This window comes from Streptomyces sp. NPDC005393 (assembly GCF_040606675.1).
In the GTDB taxonomy this organism is placed as follows: domain Bacteria; phylum Actinomycetota; class Actinomycetes; order Streptomycetales; family Streptomycetaceae; genus Streptomyces.
Genome location: NZ_JBEXFG010000005.1, coordinates 189,080 through 213,486, shown reverse-complemented (window position 1 = coordinate 213,486; position 24,407 = coordinate 189,080). Strand labels below are relative to the sequence as shown.

At 71.6% G+C, this 24,407-nt stretch carries 20 protein-coding genes and 1 riboswitch; of the genes, 12 read left to right on the top strand and 8 right to left on the bottom strand.

The window, feature by feature from the left end; all coding sequences use genetic code 11:
* The first annotated feature begins 2 nt into the window (after positions 1-2).
* The gene (locus ABZS71_RS08215; protein ID WP_356208363.1) at positions 3-947 is read left to right on the top strand and encodes an intradiol ring-cleavage dioxygenase; all 945 of its coding nucleotides are present in this window, start codon (positions 3-5) and stop codon (positions 945-947) included.
* 37 nt (positions 948-984) lie between these two features.
* Here the strand turns inward: ABZS71_RS08215 and ABZS71_RS08210 are convergent, their stop codons facing one another.
* The 3 genes from ABZS71_RS08210 to ABZS71_RS08200 all read right to left on the bottom strand — a co-directional run bounded on the left by ABZS71_RS08210 (position 985) and on the right by ABZS71_RS08200 (position 5,333).
* Positions 985-1,380, bottom strand: a complete 396-nt coding sequence (locus ABZS71_RS08210; protein WP_356208361.1) for a DNA-binding response regulator — start codon at positions 1,378-1,380, stop codon at positions 985-987.
* 125 nt (positions 1,381-1,505) lie between these two features.
* Positions 1,506-3,233 carry a methionine--tRNA ligase gene (metG, locus tag ABZS71_RS08205; RefSeq protein ID WP_355850434.1) on the bottom strand — a complete coding sequence of 576 codons (1,728 nt, stop codon included), beginning with the start codon at positions 3,231-3,233 and terminating at the stop codon, positions 1,506-1,508.
* A 150-nt stretch (positions 3,234-3,383) separates the two neighbouring features.
* Complete coding sequence (locus ABZS71_RS08200; RefSeq protein WP_356208360.1) at positions 3,384-5,333, bottom strand: VWA domain-containing protein; 1,950 nt, start codon at positions 5,331-5,333, stop codon at positions 3,384-3,386.
* Between the two features lie 313 nt (positions 5,334-5,646).
* Between ABZS71_RS08200 and ABZS71_RS08195 the strand changes: the two genes are divergently transcribed.
* Positions 5,647-7,713, top strand: a complete 2,067-nt coding sequence (locus tag ABZS71_RS08195) for a PhoX family phosphatase (protein WP_356208359.1) — start codon at positions 5,647-5,649, stop codon at positions 7,711-7,713.
* Between the two features lie 60 nt (positions 7,714-7,773).
* On the opposite strand, the gene ligD is transcribed toward ABZS71_RS08195, so the two are convergent.
* Entirely contained in the window at positions 7,774-8,724 is a 951-nt protein-coding gene (ligD, locus tag ABZS71_RS08190) for a non-homologous end-joining DNA ligase (protein ID WP_356208358.1), read from the bottom strand.
* Positions 8,725-8,839: 115 nt separating this feature from the next.
* On the opposite strand from ligD, the gene ABZS71_RS08185 reads away from it, so the two are divergent.
* Positions 8,840-9,889 carry a LysR family transcriptional regulator gene (locus ABZS71_RS08185; RefSeq protein WP_356208356.1) on the top strand — a complete coding sequence of 350 codons (1,050 nt, stop codon included), beginning with the start codon at positions 8,840-8,842 and terminating at the stop codon, positions 9,887-9,889.
* 10 nt (positions 9,890-9,899) lie between these two features.
* Here the strand turns inward: ABZS71_RS08185 and ABZS71_RS08180 are convergent, their stop codons facing one another.
* Complete coding sequence (locus ABZS71_RS08180; protein WP_356208355.1) at positions 9,900-10,946, bottom strand: endonuclease/exonuclease/phosphatase family protein; 1,047 nt, start codon at positions 10,944-10,946, stop codon at positions 9,900-9,902.
* 432 nt (positions 10,947-11,378) lie between these two features.
* Positions 11,379-11,509, top strand: a riboswitch (FMN riboswitch).
* A gap of 127 nt (positions 11,510-11,636) precedes the next feature.
* Between ABZS71_RS08180 and ribB the strand changes: the two genes are divergently transcribed.
* Positions 11,637-12,290 (top strand): 3,4-dihydroxy-2-butanone-4-phosphate synthase, encoded by a 654-nt coding sequence (gene ribB / locus ABZS71_RS08175; RefSeq protein WP_355850418.1) that lies wholly within the window; start codon positions 11,637-11,639, stop codon positions 12,288-12,290.
* 13 nt (positions 12,291-12,303) lie between these two features.
* On the opposite strand, the gene ABZS71_RS08170 is transcribed toward ribB, so the two are convergent.
* Entirely contained in the window at positions 12,304-13,842 is a 1,539-nt protein-coding gene (locus ABZS71_RS08170) for an ATP-dependent DNA ligase (RefSeq protein ID WP_356208354.1), read from the bottom strand.
* 76 nt (positions 13,843-13,918) lie between these two features.
* Here ABZS71_RS08170 and ABZS71_RS08165 point away from each other — a divergent pair, with 76 nt between their 5' ends.
* Positions 13,919-15,223 (top strand): SpoIIE family protein phosphatase, encoded by a 1,305-nt coding sequence (locus ABZS71_RS08165; RefSeq protein WP_356208353.1) that lies wholly within the window; start codon positions 13,919-13,921, stop codon positions 15,221-15,223.
* Here the strand turns inward: ABZS71_RS08165 and ABZS71_RS08160 are convergent.
* Positions 15,220-15,654, bottom strand: a complete 435-nt coding sequence (locus tag ABZS71_RS08160; protein ID WP_356208352.1) for a hypothetical protein — start codon at positions 15,652-15,654, stop codon at positions 15,220-15,222. The two genes, ABZS71_RS08165 and ABZS71_RS08160, sit on opposite strands and share 4 nt — an antisense overlap.
* Positions 15,655-15,967: 313 nt before the next feature.
* On the opposite strand from ABZS71_RS08160, the gene ABZS71_RS08155 reads away from it, so the two are divergent.
* Complete coding sequence (locus ABZS71_RS08155; RefSeq protein ID WP_355850406.1) at positions 15,968-18,646, top strand: SpoIIE family protein phosphatase; 2,679 nt, start codon at positions 15,968-15,970, stop codon at positions 18,644-18,646.
* Here ABZS71_RS08155 and ABZS71_RS08150 read toward each other — a convergent pair.
* Entirely contained in the window at positions 18,607-19,113 is a 507-nt protein-coding gene (locus tag ABZS71_RS08150) for a TetR-like C-terminal domain-containing protein (protein ID WP_356208350.1), read from the bottom strand. The two genes, ABZS71_RS08155 and ABZS71_RS08150, sit on opposite strands and share 40 nt — an antisense overlap.
* A gap of 219 nt (positions 19,114-19,332) precedes the next feature.
* Here ABZS71_RS08150 and ABZS71_RS08145 point away from each other — a divergent pair, with 219 nt between their 5' ends.
* From ABZS71_RS08145 to ABZS71_RS08120, 6 genes are all read left to right on the top strand, one after another.
* Positions 19,333-20,862, top strand: a complete 1,530-nt coding sequence (locus ABZS71_RS08145; RefSeq protein ID WP_356208348.1) for an ATP-binding protein — start codon at positions 19,333-19,335, stop codon at positions 20,860-20,862.
* Between the two features lie 14 nt (positions 20,863-20,876).
* Positions 20,877-21,293, top strand: a complete 417-nt coding sequence (locus ABZS71_RS08140) for a roadblock/LC7 domain-containing protein (protein ID WP_355850397.1) — start codon at positions 20,877-20,879, stop codon at positions 21,291-21,293.
* On the top strand, positions 21,290-21,649 hold the full coding sequence (locus ABZS71_RS08135; protein ID WP_356208347.1) for a DUF742 domain-containing protein: 360 nt from the start codon (positions 21,290-21,292) through the stop codon (positions 21,647-21,649). Before ABZS71_RS08140 ends, ABZS71_RS08135 begins: the two co-directional genes overlap by 4 nt.
* Positions 21,630-22,250, top strand: coding sequence for an ATP/GTP-binding protein (locus ABZS71_RS08130; RefSeq protein ID WP_355850391.1), 621 nt, complete (start codon positions 21,630-21,632; stop codon positions 22,248-22,250). Before ABZS71_RS08135 ends, ABZS71_RS08130 begins: the two co-directional genes overlap by 20 nt.
* Positions 22,247-23,524, top strand: coding sequence for a cytochrome P450 (locus tag ABZS71_RS08125; RefSeq protein WP_356208345.1), 1,278 nt, complete (start codon positions 22,247-22,249; stop codon positions 23,522-23,524). The genes ABZS71_RS08130 and ABZS71_RS08125 overlap by 4 nt, the downstream gene beginning before the upstream one ends.
* 229 nt (positions 23,525-23,753) lie before the next feature.
* A complete protein-coding gene (locus tag ABZS71_RS08120; protein WP_356208344.1) occupies positions 23,754-24,374 on the top strand; it encodes a TetR-like C-terminal domain-containing protein in 621 nt (206 codons plus the stop codon).
* Positions 24,375-24,407 lie beyond the last annotated feature (33 nt).

The window sequence follows — 24,407 nt, the reverse complement described above, 5'->3', positions numbered from 1 at the left end:
CCATGACCGAACAGCAGAAGAACGGTCCCGAGTCCCAGCGGGACATGACGCGACGTCGGATCCTCGTGGGCGGCGCGGCGGTCGCGGCGGCAGGCCTGGGAGCCGCCGTCGTCACCACCGCGTCGGCGGGCGAGACCTCCGCGTCCTCCACATCGGCGACGCCCTCGGCCTCCGCCTCCTCCCCCTCGAAGGAGGTGTGTTACCGGCTCACCTCGGAGACGACCGAGGGGCCGTACTACATCGACGCCGACAAGATCAGAAAGGACATCACCGAGGGCAAGGAGGGCATCCCGTTGACCCTCCGGCTCAAGGTCGTCGACTCCGACACCTGTAAGCCGCTGGCGAAGGCGGCGGTCGACATCTGGCACTGCGACGCGCTGGGGATCTACTCCGGCTACGAGAGCGCGAGCACCGGCGGTGGCGGCACCCCGCCCACCGGAACCCCGCCCACCGGAACCCCGCCCACCGGAACCCCGCCCACCGGCGCCCCCACCGGCACTCCGCCCGGCGGTGGGGGCGGCGGCCACCTGGAGCCGACCGACGACAAGCGGTATCTGCGCGGCACCCAGCTGACCGACACACACGGCTTCGTCGAGTTCACGACCGTCTTCCCCGGCTGGTACGAGGGCCGCTCCGTGCACATCCACACCAAGGTGCACGTCGGCGGCGCGCTGACGGACTCGGGATACGAGGGCGGCCACACCTGCCACACCGGCCAGTTCTTCTTCGCCGAGGAGGCGGTGCTCGCCTCGGCCGAGGTGGCTCCGTACAGCACCAGCACCACGGAGCGTACGACGCTCGACGAGGACCACATCTTCGCCGGCAACGGCGCGGAGGGCGGTCTGCTGAACCTGAGGTACCGGAAGGGAAAGATCGGGAAGGGCGTCAGCGGAAGCCTCACCCTCGGGGTCGACCCGGACGAGACCCACGACGGCACCGGACGCTGATGCCCGGCGCCTGATTCCCGGCCTCTGACGCCCGGTGTCACAGCCTCCGGTCCACCCCGCACGGTTCGCTCCGGTCCGCGCGCGCTGCCCGGTGCACCGCGCGCAGGAGCCGGTTCGGCGTGGTCCGGTGCTGCCAGAGGACGGCTCGTACGCCGTACTCCATCACCGCCATCAGCTCCGTCTCACGGAGCTCGCCAGCGATCAGCACCACCCGCTGCCGGCCGCCGCGCACCAGCCGGCGCAGCTCGGCCCCGGCGCGTGCGTCCAGGCGCTCGGCGAGCATGACGGCCACGGTGGAGCGGGGCTCGTCGCTGAACGGGCGTGGCCGGTCGATCAGCTCGACGGTGGGCTGGTGCTGCAGATGACGGACGACCCCGGCCCGCGAAAGCGGGTCGGGGCCGTGGACCGTCACCGTGACACGTGCGTCCGGCACTGCGTTCCTCGACTTCCCCGTGGACTGGACTTCACAGGGTCATCGAGAGGGCTGAACGAACGGTTGTCGGGCGGTCAACGCGGTGCGCGACGCGAGGGCCGCGAGGCGCCGGGCCCGCACCCGGGTTACGCGGCGCCGTTCTCCTCCGCGCCGCCGAACTGCTGCCGGTAGGACTCCAGGTCCTCCTCGGTGATCTTCGCGAAGAGCACCGGCGGCACGGTGAAGGCCGTGCCCGCGGGGACCGACGCCAGCGCCTTGGCCTCCTCCTGGCCGACCCACGACGCCGTGTCCCCCTCCAGCGCGAACGCCGACCGCATGGCCCGCGCGGTGGCCGGAATGAACGGCTCCGAGACGATCGCGTAGAGGTGGATGAGGTTCATCGCCGTCCGCAGGGTGAGGGCCGCCCCCTCCTGGTCGGTCTTGATCTCCAGCCAGGGGGCCTTCTCCTCAAGGTAGGAGTTGCCCGTGCTCCACAGGGCGCGCAGCGTCGCCGCCGCCTTGCGGAACTGGAGCGTGTCCATGTGCTCCTCGTACTCCGCCAGCAGCCGTGCGATCTCCTCGCCCAGCCGCGCCTCCGCCTCGCCCGCGGCCGCTCCGGCCGGGACCTCGTCGCCGAACCGCTTGCGGGAGAAGGACAGCACCCGGTTGACGAAGTTGCCGAGGGTGTCGGCCAGGTCCTTGTTGACCGTGGCGGCGAAGTGCTCCCAGGTGAAGGACGTGTCATCGGACTCGGGAGCGTTCGCCATCAGGAAGTAGCGCCAGTAGTCGGCGGGCAGCAGCTCCAGCGCCGCGTCCGTGAACACCCCGCGCTTCTGCGAGGTGGAGAACTTGCCGCCGTAGTACGTCAGCCAGTTGAACGCCTTGACGAAGTCGACCTTCTTCCAGGCGTCACGGGTGCCGAGGAGCGTCGCCGGGAACATCACCGTGTGGAACGGGACGTTGTCCTTGGCCATGAACTCCGTGTAGCGGACCGTGTCGTCCGCCTCGTACCACCACGACTTCCAGTCACGGTGCTCCGGGTCCCGGTCCGCCCACTCCTTCGTCGCGCCGATGTACTCGATCGGGGCGTCGAACCATACGTAGAAGACCTTGCCCTCGGCCGCCAGCTCCGGCCACGTGTCGGCCGGAACCGGGACGCCCCAGTCCAGGTCACGCGTGATCGCGCGGTCCTGCAGCCCCTCGGTCAGCCACTTGCGGGCGATCGACGAGGCCAGCGTCGGCCAGTGCTTGCCGTGCTCCTCGACCCACGCCCCGACCTCCTCGGCCAGCTTCGACTGGAGGAGGAAGAGATGCTTGGTCTCCCGGACCTCCAGATCGCTGCTGCCGCTGATCGCGGAGCGCGCGTCGATCAGGTCCGTCGGATCGAGCACCCGGGTGCAGTTCTCGCACTGGTCGCCGCGCGCCCGCTCGTAGCCGCAGTGCGGGCAGGTGCCCTCGATATAGCGGTCGGGGAGGAAGCGGCCGTCGGCGTTGGAGTACACCTGACGGATCGAGCGCTCCTCGATGAAGCCGTTCGCCTTGAGCTCACGCGCGATGGTCTGGGTGATCTGCACATTCTGCGCGGAGGAGCTGCGGCCGAAGTAGTCGAAGGCCAGATCGAAGCCGTCGTAGATCGCCTTCTGCGCGTCATGCTGCTGCGCACAGAACGCGTCCACCGGCAGCCCCGCCTCCTTGGCGGCCAGCTCGGCCGGGGTGCCGTGCTCGTCGGTGGCGCAGATGTACAGCACGTCATGGCCGCGCTGGCGCATATAGCGGGCATAGACATCGGCCGGGAGCATGGACCCCACCATGTTGCCCAGGTGCTTGATCCCGTTGATGTAGGGAAGGGCGCTGGTGATGAGGTGTCGAGCCATTGCAGGCTGCTCCCAAGTCGATACCGTCTGTGACTTTTCGCTCTTCTACGAGCCGCCAATATCGTATCCGAGCGGCGGGGGCCACCCGCCCGGCAATTATCCGCCGCGGGTGGCCCCCGGTGTCGCTGTGGGTGTCGTCGTCGGTGTTCGTCAGGCCTGTACGCCCGCGGCGCGGGCCTCCTCCAGCCATCCCGGGAACTTCCGGACGAGCTCTTCGTACAGGTCGGCGTCGGAGACCGACCGCGGGTCGAGCCCGGCGTGGAAGAAGCCCGTGTTGTCGACGGCCCGCTTCTCCGGGACCGCGAGGGCGGGGGAGGCGTCCAGCTTGCGGAGGAAGTCGAACCCCTTCGCCTCCGGATCCCCGAACCCGATGAACTGCCAGAACAACGGCAGCCCCGCCGCCTCGCACAACGCCTTCTCGGCGGCGGTCTTGGTGGTGGGCGCGCCGTCGGTCTGGAAGATCACGAGAGCGGGGTCGGTGGCGCCGGACTCCTTGTAGTGGTCGATCACCGCGTTGACCGCCGAGTGGTAGTTCGTCCGCCCCATGTGCCCGAGCGAGGCGTGCAGCTCCTCGATCCGGCCGCCGTAGTTGTCGAGCGCGATATCGGCGGTGCCGTCGATGTCGGTCGAGAAGAACACGACGGGCACGGTGCCGGTGGTGTTCAGCTGCGCGGACAGCGCGAGCGCCTGCTCGGCGAGGTGCTGGACCGTGCCGTCCTTGTAGTAGCTCCGCATCGACCCGGACCGGTCGAGCACGAGATACACGACGGCCCGGCCGCCGCTGAGGCTGTGCTTCTCAAGGGCCTCGGCGGCGCGGGTGTACAGCCCGACGAGCCCCGGCGCGCGGGTCTCGATGTCCCCAGGCGCGATGGCGGGTGCGCCGGCCGTGGCGGGCGCCAGGTCGTCCTCGGCGTCGGCCGTGGGCGCGGCGTCGGCGTTGACGGGCTTCGCCTCGCGCCCGTCCTCGGCCGCGGATGCCGCTACGGCCTCGGGCTCGGCGGTCGGGGCTGCCTCGGTTGCGGCTGCGGCGGGTTCGCGGTCGTCCTCGGCGTCAGCCGTGGGTGCGACGTCCGGTTCGGCCGGGGCGTCGGCCGCTGCCTCGGGCTCGGCCGCGGTTTCGGCCGTCGGCTCGGGGGCCGACTCCGCCTCCACGGTCTCGGGCTCGCCCTCGGCCTGGGGCTCCGTGGCCGGCGCGGGCTTGGCTTCCGGCTCGGTGACTGCCGCCGCCGGCTCGGGCTCGGGCTCGGCGTCGGCGTCGGCTGCGGGCTCGGCGTCAGCCTCCGCCTCGGGTGCGGCAGTCGCTTCTTCGGTCGCAGGCTCGGCCTGGGCGTCAGCCTCCGCCTCGGGCTCGGCCTCCGCGGTGGTCTGAGTTGCCGTCTTGGGCGCTGCGGTCTCGGCGGGCTCCGGCTCCACGGTCTCGGGCTCCGGCTCGGCCTGGGGCTCCGTGGCCGGCGCGGGCTTGGCTTCCGGCTCGGTGACTGCCGCCGCCGGCTCGGGCTCGGGCTCGGCGTCGGCGTCGGCTGCGGGCTCGGCGTCAGCCTCCGCCTCGGGTGCTGCAGTCGCTTCTTCGGTCGCAGGCTCGGCCTGGGCGTCAGCCTCCGCCTCGGGCTCGGCCTCCGCCGTGGTCTGAGTTGCCGTCTCGGGCGCTACGGTCTCGGCGGGCTCCGGCTCCACGGTCTCGGGCTCCGGCTCGGCCTGGGGCTCCATGGCCGGCGCGGGCTTGGCTTCCGGCTCGGCGACTGCCGCCACCGGCTCGGGCTCGGCCGTCGGGGCTGCCTCGGCTGCGGCGGGCTTCGGCTCGGGCTCGGCGTCGGCCGAGGGCGCGGTGTCCGTCGCCGTCTTGGGCGCCGAGGTCTCCGGGGCGACGGCGGGGCGGGTCGGCTCCGGGTCCGGGGACTTGAGGATCTCGTCGAGGCTCTTCAGCGGCTCGGACAGGGTCGGGTCGCCCGGTGTCTCGTCGTCAGCCTGGGGCGGGGTCTTCGGGGTGGGAGCCGCAGCCGGTTCGACTACCGGCTCGGGGGCCGCCGTCTCGGACTCCGTCGGGGCCTCGGGCTGGGGGTCCGGGACAACTGCCGCCTCCGGCGCAGCAGTGTCGTCCACCCTCGTGGCTCGGGAGCGTCCGAAAACATTGCGCAGTAGGTCCCGTATGCCCATGGGAGATACCTCTCACGTGTCGAGTGCGGTGCATGGCGGTGCATGACCGTGGTGCCGAAAGGCTAGCGGGCCGGTCAACGGCCTTCCGCCGCCGATTCCGCTCGTGCGTCGTTCACCCAGGGTTCAGGGGTCCGTCGCCGCCACGCGGTTCTACGCCCATAGCTTCGCCGCCAAAGGATTCCGACGTCATGTCGGCGCGGGTCGCGCCGGCGGACGGCCCATTGCGAAGCCATCGTGACACCCTTACGGAGGGGAAGACGTGCGCAAGCTCCTGCCGCTCATCAGCTCGCACCCGGGCGGTCGTTCCGCGCTGACATGCCGGTACCGCTGTGGCGACGCCTGCCTCCACGAGGCGCCGAACACCAGCGACAACACCTATGTGGGTGATGTCATCGCGGGCGTCGCGTCGCGCCGCTCCCTGCTGCGGGCGAGCGCGGTGGTCACCGTGGCGGCCGCGACCGGAGTCGCGACCGTGGGGCGGGGGCCGCAGGCGGCCGCCGCCGCCGCGACGACCGCCCCCGCCGCCGCGGAGGGTAGGGCGGCCCGCGGCCTGCGCTTCTCGCCGGTCGCGCCCAACACCACCGATGCCGTCGTCGTCGCCGAGGGGCATGACCAGAATGTCGTCATCCGCTGGGGCGACCCGATCCTGGGCGGTGCGCCCGCCTTCGATCCGGATCACCAGTCGGCGAAGGCGCAGGCGGGCCAGTTCGGTTACAACAACGACTACATGGCCGTGCTCGACGTTCCGGGCGAGCGCGACCACCAGCTGCTCGTGGTGAACCACGAGTACACCGACGAGGTGCTGATGTTCGCCGGGTACGACGCGGCGAACCCCACCCGTGAGCAGGCCGAGATCGGCTGGGCCGCACACGGTCTGTCCGTGCTCATGACGGCGGAGGACAGCCGGCTCGGCAAGCTGACCGCCGTGCCGCGCCACCGCCTCAACCGCCGTATCACCGCGACGACGCCGTTCGAGGTCACGGGCCCGGCGGCGGGCAGCAAGCTGCTCCGCACCTCCGCCGACCCGTCCGGCAAGCGCATCCTCGGCACGCTGAACAACTGCGGTGGCGGCATCACCCCGTGGGGCACGGTGCTGTCGGGCGAGGAGAACTTCAACCAGTACTTCGCCAACGGCGGTTCGGTCACCGACCCGACGACCGCCGCCCGCCTGAAGCGGTACGGCATCACCGGCGCCGCCTCCGAGCGCAAGTGGGAGCGTTTCGACGACCGCTTCGACGTGTCGAAGGAGCCGAACGAGACCAACCGCTTCGGCTGGGTCATCGAGATCGACCCGTACGACCCGGAGTCCACCCCGCGCAAGCTGACCGCGCTGGGCCGCTTCAAGCACGAGGCCGCCGAGCCCCGCCTGACGACCGACGGCCGCCCGGTGCTCTACATGGGCGACGACGAGAAGTTCGACTACTTCTACAAGTTCGTCTCGGCCAAGCGCATGATGAGGGGCAGCACCCGCACCGCCCGCGAGCACAACCGCACGCTGCTGGACGAGGGCACGCTGTACGTCGCCAAGTTCACCGGCGACAGCCCGGCCGCGGAGATCGACGGCAGCGGCAAGCTGCCCAAGGACGGCGCGTTCGACGGCGCGGGCGAGTGGATTCCGCTGGCGAGCGGCACCACCTCGTACGTCGAGGGCATGACCGCCGAGGAGGTGTACGTCTTCACGCGGATGGCCGCCGACAAGGTGGGCGCCACGAAGATGGACCGCCCCGAGGACGTCGAGCCGAGCCCGCGCACCGGCCGCGTCTACATCGCGCTGACCAACAACAGCGACCGCGGCAAGGCCGGCAAGGCCCCGGCCGACGAGGCGAACCCGCGCGACACCAACAAGCACGGCCAGATCCTGGAGTTGGCCGAGCGCTGGAACAACTCGGGGTCCAGGCGCTTCACCTGGCGGCTGTTCCTGGTCTGCGGCGACCCCGAGGACCCCAGCACCTACTTCGGCGGGTTCCCGAAGGACCAGGTCAGCTCGATCTCCTGCCCGGACAACCTCACCTTCGACGCGTACGGCAATCTGTGGATCTCCACCGACGGCAATGCGCTGGGCAACCACGACGGGCTGTTCGGCGTCGCGACCGCGGGCGACCGCCGCGGTGAGGTCAGGCAGTTCCTGACCGTGCCGACCGGTGCCGAGACCTGCGGGCCGATCGTCCAGGACCGGCGGGTGCTGGTGGCGGTGCAGCACCCGGGCGAGGTCGACGGCGCGAGCGTGGAGAAGCCCGCGTCCAGCTGGCCGGACGGACCGGGCAAGCTGACCCGCCCGTCGGTGATCAGCGTCTGGCGGCGCGACGGCGGCGGCATCGGCGCCTAGCGGAAGCGCCTGGCCGCTCCCGCCCGCAGCCCCGCCCGGCCCAGCCGGCAGCCGCCCGGCCTAGCCGCTCCCGCCCTCGGTAAGCCGCTCCAGCCGCCTCCGGGGCGTGCGCAGCGAACGGCCCCTGGTGCCCGTACGGGCCCAGGGGTCGTCGCTCAGCCGCTCCTCGACGGTCCGAAGGGTCCAGCGGTCGGCTGTCAGCTCCGGATCGTCCAGCTCCGCGCCATCGATCGGCGTGGCGACGGGGGCGCCGGGCCGGGCGCGCACCGCGTACGGGGCCACCGCCGTCTGCGCGTAGGCGTTGCGCTGGGTGTCGAGGTAGAGCCGGCCGCGCCGCGCGGCCTTGCGCGCCGCGGTGGTGAGCCGGTCGGGGTGGCGGGCGGCCAGCGCGTCGGCGGCGTCGCGGGCGAAGGCGCGTACGGAGTCGAAGTCCGCGCGGCGGTCGAGCGGGACGATGACATGCAGCCCTCGGGAGCCGGTGGTCATCAGCAGTCCGGGCAGCCCGAGCTCGCCGAGCAGCCCGCACATCCGCCGTGCCGCCCACCGCACCTCCTCGAATCCGGATCCGTCGGCGCCGGGCTTCTCGGGTGGGTCGAGGTCGAAGACCAGCCGGTCGGGGTGGTCGGGCCGGTCGACGCGGGAGAGCCAGGGGTGCGGGGTGACGCACGCCTGACCGGCGAGGTAGACGAGGGTCGCGGTGTCGTCGCACACCACATGGGTGACCTTGCCGCCTTCTTTCGGGAGAACGGCCCGGCGCACCCAGTCCGGAAAGTAGTCGGGGGCGTTCTTCTGCATGAGCGGTTTTCCGCCGATGCCGTCCGGATGGCGTTCCATCATCAAGGGGCGGTCCCGCAAGTGGGGGATCATCCGCCGGGAGACCGCGCGGTAGTACTCGGCGAGATCGAATTTGGTGATCCCGTCATCGGGGAAGAGCACTTTTTCCGGACGGCTGATCTCCAGCGTGCGGCGCCCGGCTCTGACCTTCCGTACATCGGTCCGTTTCGCAGTCATATCGGACGCGGGTAACCGTGCGGATCCATGACTAAACTCCGAAGTCATAAAAAGGGCCGCAGGGGGAAGTGGGGGAATGATGCGCAGCAGAATGCTGCAAAGTCCGCTCGAGCTTATGGACACCACAATGGACCAGCTCCGCACGCTGATCATGGTCCATGAGGCCGGTACCGCGCTGCGTGCCGCACGGGTTCTGGGCCGTGAACAGTCCAGCGTTCAAAAACAGCTCGACACCATGAACCGGAACTTCCGCGAGCTGTGCGGCGAACCGCTCGTCCTCAAACAGGGACGCGGCAAGGATGTGCTGTTCACCGGCACCGGAGAAGCCCTTGTCGCCTTGGCGCGCGGAACGCTCGGCGACTGGCTGGACGGAATCCATGAGTCCCGGCGCCGCCTCGGCACCACCCTGGCGGTGGGCGCCACGCGCCTGACCCTCGGCCATCTGGCGGCCGCCGGGGAGCGGGTCGCCGAGGAGTTCCGGCGGCGCGCCATCGAGCTCAAGGTCGGGCATGTGCGCACCCGTGACGTCCTGGCCAAGCTGCGCGCCCAGGAGGTCGATCTGGTCTGCGGCACCGTGGTGACCAGGCCGGACGGCGACCGGGAACTCGAAGCCTTCGAGGTGATGGAGTGGCGCCGCAGCGGGGTGTCGCTGCTGACCAATCTGCCCGCGAGCGAGCTGCCCGGCCCGACCGTCCCGACCAGTGAGCTGCGCACGCTTCCGCTGGTGGTCTCGGCCGGCGGGCAGATGGCCGGGGTGCTGCGCACCTGGTTCGGCGCCGAGTACCGCGACACGCTGCGTATCGCCGCCGAGATCGACACCGTCAACTACGGCCTTGAGCTGCTGCGTTCCGGGGTGCTGCGCGGCTGCATGCTGGTCACCAAGGGTGTCGCGGACGCGGCGGGCGATCCCGGGGTCGCGTACGGGCGCGGGCTGCGCGCCGTCGAGCTGGTCAATGACACGGGGCCGCGGCTGGAGGTGCTGCTCGGCGCCTTCGCCCGGCGCGGCGAACGCGCCCATTACGACGCCGCCCACCCGCTCAATCTGCTGTGGAACGCGCTCGCGGAAGGGAACGCGCGGTGGCGGCGCGAGCAGCGCTGGCCCACGGACGGCCTGGAGCCGGAGCCGTTCGAGCTGGGCAGTTCGTACGATCCGGGCGAGAGCTGACCCGCACACCTCACCCCTGGCCCTGGTGTCCGTACAGGTCCAGCTCCACCAGCAGCGCCCGGTGGTCCGTATCGCGCAGATCCACAAAGCGGGCCGTGCGGGGCCGTAGCGCGTCGCTGACCAGGACATGGTCGATCTGCGCGCCCAGCGCCGGGGCCGTGGCGCTCGGCCAGCTGGGCGTCCGTGACACCCCGGCGGCCCGTGCGCTGTCCCGCATTCCGGTGTCCAGCAGCGCCCGGAAGGCGGCGTGGTCCTGGGTCGCGTTGAAGTCGCCCGCGATGAGGGTGGGTTCGCCGCCCCGGTCGGCGGCGTAGGCGCGCAGCCGCCCCAACTCGGTGCGCCATAGGTCCAGCTGCCCCGGCATGGGCGGCATCGGATGCGCGACCTGCAGCCGCAGCGGCTGCCCGGCGATCCGGGCGACCGCCCCCGGCATCGCCAGTTCGCCGCGCACCCCCTCCTCCTTGGTCAGCGGGTACCGGCTCAGGATGGCCGAGCCCTCGGCGGGGCGGCCGGTGACGATGTTCCGGTACGGATAGGCCTCGCGTACGGCCGCGGATTCGAGCGCCGCCGCGCACCGTACGTCGCACTCCTGGACGGACACCATGTCCGGCCGCTCCCTTCGCAGTGCGGCCAGCAGCCCGTCGGTGGCCCCGCCGAACTCCAGGTTGGCGGTCAGCACCCGCAGATGGGCGAGGACCGGCCCGTGCGGGGCGGGTGCCGATCCGTTGTCGTACGGCTGGACGAACCACCCGGTGACCGACGCGGCGATCAGCGCCCAGCCGCACCCCAGTGGCCAGCGCGCGGCCGTGCTGAGGAGCAGCCCGAGCGCTGCCGGGATCAGCAGCCAGGGCAGGAAGGCGAGCAACTGCGGTACGGGCGTGATGCCGTCGGTGTCCGCGGCCCGGCAGGCCGCCACCACGCTCACCAGGGCCAGCGGCGGGACCGCGGACCAGGCCGTCAGCCGCCGTGCCCGGCCGGCGGGGAGCGTGACGAGGCGGCGGGCGGCCGGCGGCCGCCCGGAGCCGGCGGCTTGGTCCTCCGCGACTGTCGTCTCCAACGGTGGGCCTCTCGATCGGGGTGGGGGCACTCATTCTCTCCCGCGGTCGAAGGTATGGACCTTGACGCGTCGATGGGGTCCGGCTAACTTCCCGGAGGCCCACCGGAGTTCATGTCGAGATCCATTGTTCATGCATACGAACAACCGTATGAGCACCCCCCACCGACAGGAGAGCCGCCCCCCCCATGCGCCCCGAACCCCGGTATCTCGCCCTCGCCGCAGCGCTGGCCGCGCTGCTCGCGGGGCGTCCTCACCGTCCCGGCCTCGGCCGCCAGGATTTCTGGGCTGGGAGACCCTGACCCACGCGGAGGACCCCGCGTGGACCAACTCTCCAGTACGGATGAGCGCTTGGGGACATGTCAGCAGATGAGGTGTGAGGCTTGACACTTCGTCAGCGATGCGGCCCTGTGCCAAAATGCTCCACAGCGTTTTTCGCGTGCTCCGGGGTCGGTGAAACTCCGAACCGGCGGTGACAGTCCGCGACCCGGCCGAATCCATCGGCCGGCCGACCCGGTGCGATTCCGGGACCGACGGTGAAAGTCCGGATGGTAGGAGGTACGCGGCGGCACCCTGTGCCGCGCGGTGGCGCTCGCATTCGAACCGAGTCGCCTGGACCGCGCACCGCGTTGCCCTTGCCCGTCTCCCCCCGGACGTCGATCCGTAGGGAACAGGGCAGGAGGGCCGTAGGCCATGACAGTCACCGAGCAGCCGGTGGAGACCGAGCGTCTTCTCGCCGTGGAGCAGGCGATCGAGGCGTTCGCGGAGGGCGGCTTCGTCGTGATCCACGGCGAGGAGTCCCGCGAGAACGAGGGCGACCTCGTGGTCGCCGCGGAGCATACGCACGAAGACGCGCTACGACAGATGCTGGACCATACCTCCGGCGTGGTCTGTGTGGCGCTGCCGCACGACCGCGCCGGCCGGTTGGCTCTGCCGCAGATGGTGGAGGAGAACACCGGGCTCCGCGAGACCGCCTTCACCGTCTCCGTGGATCTGCTCGGCCCCACCACCACCGGAGTCTGCGCCGTCGACCGCTCACGCACCATCCAGGCGCTCGCCGATCCGCACACCACCCCCGAGCAGCTGGGGCGCCCCGGGCATGTCTTCCCGGTGCGCGCGGTGCCGGGCGGGGTGCTGGAGCGCGCGGAGAGGGCGGAGGCGGCCGTCGATCTGTCCCTGCTGGCGGGGCTGTCCGGGGTCACCACGATGTGCGAAGTGGTCACGGCGGACTGGAGCGTGGCATGCCACGGCGACCTCAGCCGGCTGGCCGCGAGCCGGCTGATGCCCATGATCTCGGTGGCGGACCTCGCGGCCTACCGGCTGGCGAGGCAGGCGCTGGGCCGCTGAGGGCCCGGCGCGGTCAACTCCTGCGCAGCGCCAGCACCGCCTCCAGGGTGTCCGCCTGATCCGCCGGTTTGTCCTCCCGGTAGCGCAGCACCCGCGCGAAGCGCAGGGTCACCCCCGCCGGATAGCGGGACGAGCGCTGCAGACCGTCGAAGGCCACCTCCACCACCAGTTCGGGCCGCACCCGCACCACCCCTCCGTCGTCGCTGACCGCGAGCCCCAGCAGCGCCTCCGTCTGCCAGGCCAGCAGCGCGTCGGTGAGCCCCTTGAAGGTCTTGCCCAGCATCACGAACGTGCCGTCCGGCTGCCGCGCGCCCAGATGGAGGTTGGACAGCTTTCCGGTCCGGCGGCCATGCCCCCACTCGGCGGCCAGCACCACCAGATCCAGCGTGTGCACCGGTTTGACCTTGAGCCAGGACGCCCCGCGCCGGCCCGCGCCGTACGGCGCCTCCAGCGCCTTGGCCACCACTCCCTCGTGCCCCTGGGCCAGTACGTCCGCGGCGAACTCCCGCGCCGCCCGCCGGGTCCGCGGATCCCGCGGGTCCTCCGCCACCAGCCGCCGCACCCGCCGGGGTCCGGGGGCGATCCGGGCCAGTTCGGCGTGGCGCTCCCGGGCCGGGAGGGCGAGCAGATCGCGGTCGTCCACCGCGAGCAGATCGAAGAAGACGGGGTACAGCGGCAGCGCCGCCGACGCCCCGGCCACATCGAGCCGGGAGCCGACCCGGCCGGAGATCTCCTGGAACGGCCGCGGCCGCCCCTCCTCGTCCAGCGAGATGACCTCGCCGTCGAGGATCGCCCGCTCCACCTCCAGCTCCCGCGCCGCCGTGACCACCTCCGGCAGCCGCTCGGTGATCTCGTCGAGGGTGCGGGTGTAGATCCGTACGTCCTCCCCGTCCCGGTGCACCTGCACCCGGATGCCGTCGAGCTTCTCCTCGACCACACAGGGGCCGAGCCGGTCCATGGCCTCGTCCAGATCCTTCGCGCTGTGAGCCAGCATCGGCAGCACCGGCCGCCCGACCTCCAGCCGGAAGCCGGCCAGCGCGTCCGGGCCGCGCGCCAGCAGCGCCTCGGCGACCGCGCCCAGCGAACCGCCGAGCATCACCGCCCGCCGCACCTCGGCGGCCGGGGCGCCCACCGCCTGGGCGAGCCCCTCCACGGCCAGCGCCTCCAGTGCGCCCTGCCGCAGCTCGCCGCCGATCAGACCGAGCAGAAAGCGCTGCTCCTCCTCGGTCGCGTCGGACATCAGCCGGCCCACCAGCCGTGTGCGCTCGGCCGTCGCGCCGGTGCCGGAGACCGCCGCCACCCGGCCCAGGGTCTCGTGCACATCGAGGACCGCGAGCCGCGGCTCGGCGGCGGGCTCGCGCCGCTGCCGCAGGGTGGACCAGCCCACCCCGGTCCGGCGCTGCGGCAGCTTGCCCGCGAGATACGTGATCACCACGGGCGCCTCGGCCGGCTCCGTGCGGCGGAACAGCCGGGCCAGGGCGGCGATCTTCTCCGAGCGGGCGGCGGTGGCCGCGACCTCCCGCGAGGTCCGCGCGACGTCAGCCAGCAGCATAGATCCAGAGTGCCCTCGCCGGCCGCCGCCACACGCGTTCCGACGGGCTGGGGCCGCGCGGCGGGCATACATTGGCATGAGGGTCCGTACAGAGGGACCGGGTGGAAGGGGGCGGGCGAGGCCGGCGCAGAAGGGCCGTACTCACAGGGAGCGCGCCACGGGACAGCACATCGACTACGAAGCTCTCTTCGAGGCCATCCCGAGCCCGATTCTGGTGCTGAGCCCCGACCTGATGATCGTCGCGGTCAACGCGGCATATCTGCGGGTCACCCGGCGTACCCGCGAGGATCTGCTCGGCCGGTACGTCTTCGACGCCTTTCCCGACAACCCGGCCCGCCCGGAGACCACCAGCACCCGCAATCTGGAGGCGTCGCTGCGCCGCGTGCTGCGCACGGGGGAGCGGGACGCCATAGGGCTGGAGAAGTACGACATCCCGGTGCCGGACGCCGAGGGCGGGTTCGAGGAGCGGTACTGGAGCCAGATCAACATGCCCGTGCGCGGCCGGGCCGGCACGGTCGAGCTGATCGTCCACCGGGTCGAGGACGTGACGGCGTTCGTCGGCCGGAGCGAGACCCCGAGCCCTCAGGACCGGGCAACGGACGCGGACTTCTACATCCGCGCCCGGGAGCTCCAGGAGCTCAACGAACGGCTGCGGCAGGCCCACGCCCGGGAGCGCGAGACCGCGCTGGCCCTGCAGCGGGCGATGCTGCCCGCGAGCCCGCTGGAGGAGCATCCGTACGCGGCCGTGCGCTACCGCCCCGCCGTGGGCTCGCTGAACGTATGCGGCGACTGGTACGAGCTGACCGATCTGGCCGACGGCCGGATCGCCGTCGCGGTGGGCGATGTGGTCGGCCAGGGGCTGGAGGCCGCCTGTGTGATGGGGCAGCTGCGCAGCGCGCTGTCGGCCGCGACCAGGGCCGCGGAGGGGCCCGCGCAGGCGCTGGAGGTGCTCGGTCTGTACGCCCGCTTCGTCGAGGGGGCGCTGGCCGCGACCGCCGTGCAGGTCGTGATCGACCCGGCCGCGCACACCGTCGCGTACAGCTGCGCGGGCCATCCGCCGCCCATGCTGCTCCGGCTCCAGGGCACCGTCGAGCTGCTCGACCAGGCCACCGATCCGCCGCTGGGCGCCCGGCCCGAACATGTCCGGCGGCCGCAGGCCAGCATCGGTTACGCCACGGGGTCCACCCTCGTCCTCTACACCGACGGGCTGATTGAGCGCCGCGAGGAGGACATCGACGTCGGGCTGGACCGGCTCATCGCCAGCCTGTCCCGCCACAGCGGGCTCCACCCGGAGCCGATGGCGGACGCGCTGCTGGCCGATCTCGGCGTCACGGGCGGCCCGGCCGCCGACGACACCGCGCTGGTGGTGATCGGACTCTAGGACTTCTCCTCCGCCGTCCCACCGCCCGCGCACAGCGCCCAGATGACGAAGCCGTCGACGATGAGCAGCACCATGGCCCACACCGGGAAGTACGGCAGCCACAGGAAATTGGCGATCAGCCCGAGACCGGCCAGCACCACCCCCATGACGCGGGCCCACATCGCACCGGTGAACACCGCGAACCCGGTGAGCAGGATGGCGATGCCGAGGAACAGATGAATCCATCCCCACCCGGTGAGGTCGAACTGGAAGACATAGCTCTCCGTGACCACGAACACCTGGTCGTTGCGCAGGGCCGCGATGCCCTGGAACAGGGTCATCAGCCCACCGAAGATCATCATGACCGCCGCGAAGACGAGCCATCCGCCCACGGCCCCGTAAGCGTGGCCCGGGGCGGCTCCTGTCTGAACTCCACCGGCGTGACTGGCCATTTCGGGCTCCTTCGTCAGGCACAATCGGCAACCATACGGCCCCGATTCACGGCATACGTGGTGAATTGCCGTGACTTCAGACTGGCATAGACCCCAGGGCTCGGCACCCCGCGTGGTGAACGGGCGGTGCGCACCGAAAGTGATCGACTGTGAACAGAATGTGCTGCATGGGGTCGAGGTGGGGCTGAGGGGCTCGCCTTCCGGGAATTCCCAGTGTAGATGTATATATATGGCCCGGTTTAAGGGTCGATCGTGGGCTGCCTGCATCTTCCCCGGTCGGCGCCCACGGAGTCCGCGGCGTGAGCGCCCACAGGTGGCGGGACGGCGCTTTCCACCGTGGCTGAGCGTACGCAGCGTCGCGGGCCAGGTCTTCGTTCTCCAGCTGGTCATCGTGCTCTTGCTCGGCGCCGCCGCGACCGTCGCGTTGGTGCTCCAGGTACGGCGCGACGCCACCGAGGAGGCGCGCGGCCGGTCACTGGCCGTCGCCCAGACCTTCGCCGCCTCGCCGGGGATCGTGCAGGCGCTGCACTCCCGCAACCCGACGGCCGTGCTCCAGCCGAAGGCCGAGGCCGCGCGGAAGAAGTCCGGGCTCGACTTCGTGGTCGTCACGAACAAGAAGGGCATCCGGTTCACCCACCCCAAGCCCAACCGGATCGGCAAGCACTTCATCGGCACCATCGGGCCGCCGCTGGCCGGGCATCCGATCACCGAGACCAGCCCGGGGACCCTCGGCCGGGCGGTGCAGGCGGTCGTGCCCGTCTTCGACAGCCACCACACGGTCGTCGGCCTGGTCGGCGCCGGGATCACGGTCAGAAAGGTGAGCGGGCTCGCCGACCGCCAGCTGCCGCTGCTCATCGGTGCCATCTCCGCCTCGTTCCTCCTCGCCACCGGCGGTACGGCGCTGGTCAGCAGGCGGCTGCGGCGTCAGACCCGGGGCCTGGACCCGGTCGAGATGACCCGGATGTACGAGCATCACGACGCGGTGCTGCACTCCGTGCGCGAGGGGGTGCTGATCGTCGGTGGCGACGGCCGGCTGGTGCTCGCCAACGACGAGGCCTCCCGGCTGCTCGATCTGCCGCCGGCACCGGAAGGGCGGCGGGTCGACGAGCTCGGGCTGGAGCCGCATGTCGCCGATGTGCTGGCCTCCGGGCGCGTCATCACCGACGAGGTGATGGTCGCCGGCGACCGGCTGCTGGCCGTGAACAACCGCCCCACCGACCGCGACGGCGGCCCGCCCGGCAGCGTCGCGACGCTGCGCGACTCCACCGAGCTGCGCGCCCTCTCCGGCCGCGCCGATGTGGCGCAGAAGCGGCTCAAGCTGCTGTACGACGCCAGCGTCGAGATCGGCACCACGCTGGATGTGGGCCGGACCGCGGAGGAGCTGGCGCAGGTGGCCGTTCCGCGGTTCGCCGACTACGTCACGGTCGACCTGGCGGAGCCCGTACCGCGCGGTGAGGAGCCGCTCGCGGTCGGCGGCCTGGAGATGTGCCGGTCGGCCGTGCACGGCGTGCGCCGCGACCACCCCTTCTACCCGGTCGGCCAGCGGTTCTCGTTCGTCTCCTCCTCGCCCCAGGCGTGGGGCTTCGGCAGCGGACGGCCCGTCGTGGAGCCCGATCTCACCGAGGCGACCGGCTGGCAGGCGCAGGACCCGGACCAGACCCGCAAGGTCATCGACTACGGTGTCCGGTCCCTCGTCACGGTCCCGCTGCGGGCCCGCGGCGTTCTCCTCGGCATGGTCAACTTCTGGCGGCTGAAGCAGCGAGAGCCCTTCGAGGAGGAGGAGATCTCGCTCGCCGAGGAGCTGGCCTCCCATGCGGCGGTGTGCATCGACAACGCCCGGCGCTACACCCGCGAGCACGCCATGGCCGTCACCCTGCAGCACAGCCTGCTGCCCCGCGCCCTGCCGCCACAGAGCGCCCTCGACGTAGCCTTCCGCTATCTGCCCGCCGAGTCGGGCGTGGGCGGGGACTGGTTCGATGTCATTCCGCTGCCGGGTGCGCGGGTGGCGCTGGTGGTGGGCGATGTGGTGGGGCACGGTCTGCACGCGGCGGCGACCATGGGGCGGCTGCGTACGGCGGTGCACAACTTCTCCTCGCTCGATCTGCCGCCCGACGAGATCCTCTTCCACCTCGACGATCTGATCGCCCGGATCGACCAGGACGAGAGCCCCGTGAGCCCGGAGGGCGTCGAGGCGGGCGAGGTCCCCGGCGAGACGATCACCGGGGCCACCGGGGCCACCTGTCTGTACGCGATCTACGACCCGGTGACCCGCCGCTGCACCATGGCCCGGGCCGGCCATCCGCCGCCCGCGGTGGTCAGCCCCGACGGCAGCGTGGAGTTCCCCGATCTGCCGGCCGGGCCGCCGCTGGGCCTGGGCGGGCTGCCGTTCGAGACGGCCGAGCTGGAGCTGGCCGAGGGAAGCCATCTTGTCCTCTATACGGACGGGCTCATCGAGGACCGCCGCCGGGAGATCGACATCGGTCTCGACATGCTGCGCGACGCCCTGGCCCACCCCGACCGGACGCCCGATGAGATATGCACCGAGGTGCTCGACGCGATGCTGCCCACCAACCCGAGCGACGACATCGCGCTGATCGTCGCCCGAACCCGGGCCCTGGGCGCCGACCGGGTCGTGGCCATGGACGTCCCGTCCGACCCCGCCGCCGTGGCCGGGGTGCGCGCCGAGGTCATGCGGCAGCTGGCGGAGTGGGGGCTGGACGAGGTCGCGTTCACCACCGAGCTGGTCCTCAGCGAGCTGATCACCAACGCCATCCGCCACGCCACCGGCCCGATCCGGGTCCAGCTGCTCCGCGACCGCTCTCTGATCTGCGAGGTCTCCGACACCAGCAGCACCTCGCCGCATCTGCGCTACGCGGCGACGATGGACGAGGGCGGCCGCGGGCTGTTCCTGGTGGCGCAGTTCGCCGAGCGCTGGGGGACCAGGTACACCTCTCAGGGCAAGGTCATCTGGGCCGAACTGGCCCTTCCCTGAGGGAGGTCTGCCGGGTCGGGGGCGAAGTGCTGGACCAGGATCTCCAGCCGCTCCTGCTGACGTTCCGCCGGCATGCGCCGGCCGTGGGCCAGGACGGCGAGCCCGTGCAGGGCGCTCCAGATGACCTCCGCGTACAGCTCGTCCCGGCCGCCCCCCGGGCCGATGACGGCGACCAGCTCGTCAAAGGCGGCGCGCAGCGCGGGGGGTGTGTCCTGGCTCGCGAACGGGACGTCGATCGGCATGACGAACATGGCCTCGTAGAGCGCCGGCCGGGCCACCGCGAACTCCGGACAGGCGCGGCTCACCGCGCGCAGCGCCTCCCCGGGCGAGGTCTCGGCCAGCCGGGCCCGCCGCCGACGGGTCGTCACCGCCTCCCACCCCTCGGCCTCGGCCAGCTCGCGCGCGGCCGTAATGATCAGCTGATGGCGTTGGGCGCGTTCACGTTCGCGGGGTTCGGTGGAGGACATAAGGAGAGATTCTGGCAACGCTAGACCGTCCAGCGGTGGCAGTACCTCATTCCGGCCACCGCCCGGACGGTGTCCCGTCCCGGTGACGAAACGTCATGGTCCGTGTGGGGAACGGGGTCAGTCAAAAACGCGTGAGCAGTACTAGCATGTGCCGCCCACGGCTTGATGTCCGCGTGGTCCAGCCTCAACCCGACGAACGCGCCCATGAGGACCTGATAGATGTCAGCACATATATCCAGCCATCCCCACAAAGGGCCCTCGGTAGCGCGGCAGACATGGGCGGCCCCTCTGCTGGCCGCCGTCGTCGCCGGTGGCGCGGGGCTGTGGGTGACCGCCGGGGTGCCCGCCGCCGACCGCGCGTTCGTCGCCGTCTTCAGCGCGGTGGCCGCCGTACTCGTGGGCGTCGCCCTCGCGGTCGCCGCCTACCGCTCGCGCGCCATCCGCCGTCTCCAGGAGCGCGTCACGGCGTTGGAGTCCGCGGCCGCGGCGCAGGAGATCGAGGCCGCCCGGCTCGCTGCGGAAACGATTCCCGCTGCGGTGAGGCGGCTGCGCGCCGGAGGTTCGGTGGACACCCTGGTGCCCCGGATGGAGCGGCCCTCCAGCCCGGGCCACCAGCAGGTGCTGCGCACCCTGCTGCGCGAGATCGGCGCCGGTGAGCGGATGCGCGCCTCGGCGATGGCCGCCTGCGCCAACGCCGCGGGCCGGGTCCAGGCGCTGGCCACCAGCATGCTCGCCGATCTGCGGGACATGGAGAACCGGCACGACGAGAGCGTCCTGGGCGATCTGCTGAAGCTCGATCACACCACCGCCCAGGCGGGCCGGATCGCGGACAGCATCGCCGTGCTGACCGGTGCGCGCTCCGGACGCCGCTGGACCAAGCCCATCGTGATGGAGTCCATCCTGCGCGGCGCGGTCGGCCGGATCAGCGCCTTCCAGCGGGTACGGGTCCACTCGGCCAGCAACGCCGCGGTGGCCGGATACGCCGCCGAGGGCGTCATGCACGCCCTCGCCGAGCTGATGGACAACGCCACCAGCTTCTCGCCTCCCACGGAGGAGGTGCATGTGTACGTCGAGGAGACGCACACCGGCGTGGTCGTCACCGTCGAGGACGGCGGTCTCGTCATGGGCCCCGCCGCCCTGGCCCGCGCCCAGAAGGCCGTCTCCTCCGAGGCGCTGGACCTGATGACCCTGTCCGGCACCCGGCTGGGTCTCGCGGTCGTCGGCTGTCTGGCCCGTAAGCACGAACTCACCGTCTCCTTCCGGCCGTCCTCACGAGGAGGTACCGGCGTCGTGGTGCTGATACCGCAGCAGCTGATCACGCACATCAACCAGGACTCCGTCCTCGAACCGCCCGCCCCCGCCCGCGCCGGGACGTCCCGGCAGCCGGCCGCCCCCGCGCCCGCCACGGCACCCGCAGCCACCCCGCGGCCCACCACCCCGGAGCCCGCCCCGCAGCCCCAGTCCGCCGCCCCCCAGTCCGCCGCCCCCCAGCCCCCGCCCGCCGTCAACGGGCTGCCCAAGCGGCGCCGCGGCGAGACGCTGGCCGCGGCCACCCGGTCCACCCCCGCCGTGCCACAGGCCACGGTGAAGGCGAGCCGTCCGCGCCCCGAGGAGGCCGGAGCCCGCTTCGGCGCCTTCCGCCAGGCGGCCCGCGGTGGTTCCGCCACCGGCGCTCCCCATAACGCCGAGGCCCCGGCGTCCGTAGATCAGACCGAGCCCGCCGAGCCTGCCGAGAACGACAAGCCGTGACAGAAGGAACGCCGATGAACACGACCGACCGCAGCTTGGACTGGCTGTTGGAGAACCTGCTGGAGAAGACCCCGGGGTCGCGCCACGCCCTGGTGCTGTCGAGGGACGGCCTCAAGCTGTGCCTGTCCTCCGGGTTGTCCGTCGACCAGGCCGATCAGCTGGCGGCCATCGCCTCGGGCATCCAGAGCCTCGCCCATGGCGCGTCCATCGAGTTCGGCGACGGCAGCGGCGGCGTACGGCAGTCGATGACGGAGTTCCACGGCGGAATCCTGTTCATCGTCGAGGCCGGGGAGGGCGCCCATCTGGCCGTCGTGGCCCATGACGAGGCCGATGTCGGCATCATCGGCCACAACATGAACGAACTGGTCGAGCAGATCGGCGACCATCTGCGGGCCGCCCCGCGGGTTGCCGGCGGCGGGACGACGGCATGATCCGAGGGCCGCTCGACAACGAGGAGCCGGATCGGCTGTACACCGTCACGGGGGGCCGCAGCCGCGCGGACGAGAGCGTGTTCGACATGGTCACGCTGATCGTCAGCGAATGCGACCCCGCCCCGGGCATGCAGTCCGAACACGTCAAGATCCTGCGGATGTGCCGCCGTCCCCTGTCGGTCGTGGAGATCTCCTCGTACCTGGGACTGCCCGTCAGCGTGATCAAGATCCTGCTGTGCGATCTGCTCGACACCGGCCGGATCACCGCGCGCCATCCGCATACGGCCCGCCCCGGCGGGCCTCTGCCAGGCCCCGAAACCCTGAAGAAGGTGCTCGTTGCACTCCAGAACCTCTGACCGCGACGACATACGCGCCCCGCTGCGGGCGAGCGCGAGCGACGGTCTCAAGATCGTGATTGTCGGCGGGTTCGGTGTCGGAAAGACGACGATGGTCAGGTCCGTCAGCGAGATCCGCCCGCTCAGCACCGAGGAGACGATGACCCAGGCGGGCGTCGGCATCGACGACGCCTCCTTCGTCCAGCACAAGACCACCACCACGGTCGCCTTCGACTTCGGCCGCATCACCCTGGACGAGCGGATGGTGCTGTATCTGTTCGGCGCCCCGGGCCAGGAGCGGTTCTGGTTCCTGTGGGACCGGCTCTTCTCCGGAACCCTCGGTGCGGTCGTCCTGGTGGACACCAACCGGCTGGCCGACTCCTGGTACGCGCTCGACCGTCTCGAACACCACGGGACCCCGTTCATCGTGGCCCGCAACAACTTCACCGAGCCGCGGCACACACTGGAGGAGGTGCGGGAGGCCCTCGATCTGCCGCCCGACGTCCCGATGATCGACTGCGACGCCCGCAAGCGCGACTCCAGCAAGGCCGCGCTGGTCGCGCTCGCCCGCTATCTCTACTCCCTGTCCTCCGCCGACGCCGCCCGGGAGACCCTCGCGTGACGACCCCCGAGCCCCCGCCCCCGCCCGGGGACCCGCTTCCCCCCGCCGAACCGCCCGTGGCCTGGCCGGAGCAGCCGGACGCCGTGCCGCTGGACGCCCAGCGGTTCCGGGAGGACCCGGACGAGCTCTACCGGCAGCTCCGCCGCGACCACGGCCCGGTCCTGCCGGTCCTGCTGGGCGGCGGAATCCCCGTCTGGATGGTGCTCGGCTACCGGGAGGTGGTCCGGGTCACCTCCGACCCCAATCTGTTCGCCCGTGACTCACGCCGCTGGCACGCCTGGGACCGGGTCCCGCCCGACTGGGAGTTGATGACGTTCGTCCGCTACCGGCCGGCCCTGCTGTTCACCGAGGGCGCCGACCACGAGCGGCGGGCCGAGGCGGTCTGCGGCAGCCTGGCGTCCGTGGACCCGTTCGACCTGCGTGCGCAGTGCGAGCGCGCCGCGGACGAGCTGATCGACACCTTCGCGGGCAGCGGTCGTGCCGATCTGATGGCCGAGTACGCCAGCCAGGTGCCGCTGCGGGTGGTGAACCGTCTCTACGGTCTGGACGAGGCCGAATCCGCCGCTCTCCAGCAGGACACCGTCGACCTGGTCTCCGGGAACGGAACCCAGGCCGCGCACCAGAACATGCATGCCCGGATGGTGACGCTGCTGGAGCGCGTCCGGGCCAACCCCGAGGTGGCGAACATCGCCTCGCATCTGGCGTCTCATCCGATGGGTCTCAGCGACGAGGAGATCATCAACGATCTGGTGGGCTGCGTCTACGCGGCCCACCAGCCCACCACCGACCTGATCGGCAACGCGCTCCGGCTCATGCTCACCGACGAGCGGTTCGCGGTCACCCTGTCCGGTGGGCGGCGCAGCGTCGGCCAGGCGCTCAACGAGGTGCTGTGGGAGGCCACTCCGGCCCCGAACTGGATCGGCCGCTGGGCCGCCGAGGACACCATGCTCGGCGGACAGCACATCAGGAAGGGCGACTGCCTGATGCTGGGCCTCGCCGCGGCCAACGCCGACCCCGACGTACGGCCGGACTTCCAGGCCGGGGCGGTCGGCAACCAGGCCCACATGGCCTTCAGCCATGGCCAGCACGGCTGCCCCCCGGCCGCCCGTGAGCTGGCCGAGGTCATCGCCACGACCGCGATCGAGGTCCTGATCGACCGCCTTCCGGACGTGACCCTGGCGGTCGCCCCCGAAGAGCTCGTCTGGCGGTCCACGTTGATGATGCGGGGCGTGTCCGCCATGCCGGTCACCTTCACCTCGGCCTCCGTCACCTGACCCGGCGTGCGGGAGTCCGAGCGTGCCGGACCTTCCTTCCCCGCGCGAGGAAGGTCCGGCACGGCTCGTGGTCACCGACGCTTAATGCGCCCGGTCGCGCATTAAGCACGGGGCGTCACGTTAGCGATACGTGAGCACTCCATGCAATGTGTAACCGGGCGTTACACCGCCGGGGAGAAGTGAAGATCCCGTGCGCACGGGACCCGGCGGGACGTAAGGTCGGCCCGTCATGACAGAGCGACCACCTCACGGCTCGGCCCGCCCCGGCGGACGTACGGCCCGCACGCGGGCGGCCGTGCTGGCTGCCGCGTTCGATGAGCTCAACGCCGACGCGCTCAGCGCTCTCACCCTCGACAAGCTCGCCCAGCGGTCCGGGGTGCATGTGTCGACCATCCGGCGGCGCTGGCGCACGGTCGAAGGGGTCGTCGTCGATCTGCTGGCCGAGCACAGTTCGACGCTCGCCACCCCCGACACGGGTGACTTCCGGCGGGATCTGCATGAGCTCGCCCGGACCATCGCCGCCTTCAACCAAGCGCTGCGCAACCGGAACGTCATCCAGGGGCTTCTCTCGGCGGCCGCCCACGAGCCCCAGGTCGAGGAGATCGTCCGTGCCGCCTTCACCGCCCGGACCGAGCAGGTGACGCAGCTCGTCCAGCACGCGATCGAGCGGGGCGAACTGGCCCCGGACACCGACGCGAAAGAGGTCATCGCCGCGCTGAGCGCGCCGTTCTACTACCGGCTGCTCATCCTGCGCGGCCCCGTCGACGCGCGCCTGGCGCACATCGCCGCGGAAGCGGCGTACCACGCGGCCCGGGCGGGGGTGTTCCGCACCGGCTCCGACGAGGGGTGAGGGTGGCGCCCCCGGGCCGGGGGCGCCACCGGG